Genomic DNA, 2352 nt, shown 5'->3' with positions numbered 1-2352 from the left:
AAAATAATCAGCTTTGAACAGTTTGTTGACAGTGAACCTGTAAATAATTCAATGAAATAAAAAAATTACACATGAATTTCTTTTCCTTCGGATTTTCCCCATTCGGCCATTGCAATAATAATTGGCATTACAGTTTCTCCTTTTTTGGTCAAAGAATATTCAACCCGTGGTGGTGTTTCGGCAAATTCCTCTCTCATAATTAAGCCATAAGATTCTAATTCTTTTAATTGTTCGGTTAGAATTTTTCGGGAAATGGTAGGCATAAATACTGTCAATTTACCAAACCTTAATTTCCTGTTCATTAAGGTAGAAAGAATGATTGGTTTCCATCGTCCACCAATAATATTCAATGTATGTGTTACCATTTTCGGAGCTGGTCCAGGCATCAGTCAATCCGTAGCGAAAACCTTTGGTAAACAAGAGTTTTCGGTAGCTTTAGTTAGTCGCAATTCAAATAGATTACAAAATTTTGTAGATGAATTAACCAAAGAAAGTATTGTTGCAAAATCATTTTCAGGTGATGTGGCCAATGCAGAAAGTTTAAAAAACACCATCTCAACTATCAAAGAAAATTTTGAAAGCATCGACGTCGTACATTACAATGCAGCTGCTGTAAAGATGTTAAATGTTTTGAATGAAACAGCCGATTCTTTAACCGAAGATTTTAATGTAAACGTTGTTGGCTTGCACACAGTGGTATTGCAAACAATGAATGAATTAGAAACCTCAAAAGGTGCTATATTAGTAGCTGGTGGCGGGTTAGCAACAAATCCGTATTCAGAAATGGCATCACTTTTTATTGGTAAAGCTGGTGTTAAAAATTTAGCAGGCAGCATTTCGCAAGCGTTAAGCAGTAAAGATATTTTTGTTGGAATGGTTACCGTCAATGGAATGGTATCAACTGAATCTGAAGTTTATAGTCCTGATAATATTGCCAATCAGTTTTGGAAATTATACAGCAATAGAAATGAGTTTGAAATTCAGTTGTAAAAATGAAAAATCTTAAAATGATCCCTTTCAAACAGTTTGCTGATAGCGAGTCAGTGACAGAAGCAACCCAATAAACACAACTACCGGCATTTTTTTAAGTTTATCTTTTAATTTGGTCAAGCGTTTTTTAAGAACCGGTTTGAGTTGCTAATTTTTTTTATAACAGCTTTAGTTCTTCAGGATTAGGGTTGTGTCACTTTCCGGCCATGTCGGTATCCCGATGTTACACTTGAATCGGGACTTTTGCCGTATATCTTTTTTGAACTTTTACTTATGTACCGTAATAAATATTTTATAAACCAACAATGTTAAAACAGTTTGCATATAAACAATTTGGGTTTATCAGTTTTAAAAACGATGCAAGCATTCCTGAGCAACTTTCTCTACTAACCGATTTTATAAAAGTACTTTTTTTAAAAGCTGGCGGTAAAATTACAATCGACTTCAAACAGCATACAGCAGGGAGCGATACGCTTTTTTTTATAAACAAATCGCAGGTATATAAATTGAAGGAGATTGACAAATGCGAAGCTGTGTTACTTTATTATAACCGCGATTTTTATTGTGTTGAGATTCATGATAACGAAGTATCCTGTGACGGGATTTTGTACAATAATGTATATGAAATTCCAGCCATTGCTTTAAGTAAAACAGAATCAACCACAATCCAACATATTCTCGCTGATATAAAATACGAAACCGATAACGAAGATGTGGCAAATGAAGAAATGATACGGATATTGTTGAAACAAATAATCATAAAGGCCACAAGAATATGGAAAGCAAAACACCAATGGGATGAACCCGTAAAAAATATAGAAATAGAATTTTTAAGAAAATTTAGTTTGTTGGTAGAAATTCATTTTAAAAATCTTCATACTGTAGCTGATTATTCAAAGCTACTTTTTGCTACTCCAAAAAACCTGAACAAAAAAATTACTCAGTTCGGAAATCATTCCCCAAACGAAATCATTAAAGCCAGGATTATGTTAGAAGCCAAACGATTGTTGGCCCATACATATCTTACCATAAAAGAAATTGGATATCATTTGGGATACGAAGATTATGCATATTTTATAAGGCTTTTCACCACCCAATCGGGACTTTCGCCGCAACAATTCCGCAAACAATACCTGTTAAAATAATAAAAGGGAAAAAAGTGCAATCAAATTAGCGAAAGCTACATTGTACAGCCTGTTTAAGCAAGGTAATTTTGTGCCATCAAATAAAAACAATTAAAAAGATGTCAACACAAACAGATGCCACAGGCAAAATCAATGGTTCAATCAGCAAAATTAAAACAGTAATGGTTGCAATTTTCTCATTTTTAATTTTTTCAAATACAATGAATGCACAAACAAA

3 protein-coding genes are annotated in these 2352 nt (G+C 33.3%); 2 read left to right on the top strand and 1 reads right to left on the bottom strand.

Features of this window, described 5'->3' with window-relative positions; translation table 11 throughout:
• Nucleotides 1-65: 65 nt before the first annotated feature.
• Nucleotides 66-302 (bottom strand): winged helix-turn-helix transcriptional regulator, encoded by a 237-nt coding sequence (locus ABIQ27_RS07070; protein ID WP_348033084.1) that lies wholly within the window; start codon nucleotides 300-302, stop codon nucleotides 66-68.
• Between ABIQ27_RS07070 and ABIQ27_RS07065 the strand changes: the two genes are divergently transcribed.
• Both ABIQ27_RS07065 and ABIQ27_RS07060 read left to right on the top strand, forming a co-directional pair.
• Nucleotides 253-990: an SDR family NAD(P)-dependent oxidoreductase gene (locus ABIQ27_RS07065; RefSeq protein WP_348033083.1), complete on the top strand. Its 738-nt coding sequence runs from the start codon at nucleotides 253-255 to the stop codon at nucleotides 988-990. The genes ABIQ27_RS07070 and ABIQ27_RS07065 overlap by 50 nt on opposite strands.
• Nucleotides 991-1295: 305 nt before the next feature.
• Complete coding sequence (locus tag ABIQ27_RS07060; protein WP_348033082.1) at nucleotides 1296-2135, top strand: AraC family transcriptional regulator; 840 nt, start codon at nucleotides 1296-1298, stop codon at nucleotides 2133-2135.
• Nucleotides 2136-2352 lie beyond the last annotated feature (217 nt).

Source organism: Flavobacterium sp. (assembly GCF_039916025.1).
Taxonomy (GTDB): Bacteria; Bacteroidota; Bacteroidia; order Flavobacteriales; family Flavobacteriaceae; genus Flavobacterium.
Note: the sequence above shows the minus strand (reverse complement) of the source record. Positions and strands in the feature narration are given on the sequence as shown.

What these genes read in the sequence shown, in the direction of transcription:
- ABIQ27_RS07065 (WP_348033083.1), top strand. Translation starts at nt 253, where the DNA reads ATGGTAGGCATAAATACTGTCAATTTACCAAACCTTAATTTCCTGTTC.
- ABIQ27_RS07070 (WP_348033084.1), bottom strand. Translation starts at nt 302, where the DNA reads ATGAACAGGAAATTAAGGTTTGGTAAATTGACAGTATTTATGCCTACC.
- ABIQ27_RS07060 (WP_348033082.1), top strand. Translation starts at nt 1,296, where the DNA reads ATGTTAAAACAGTTTGCATATAAACAATTTGGGTTTATCAGTTTTAAA.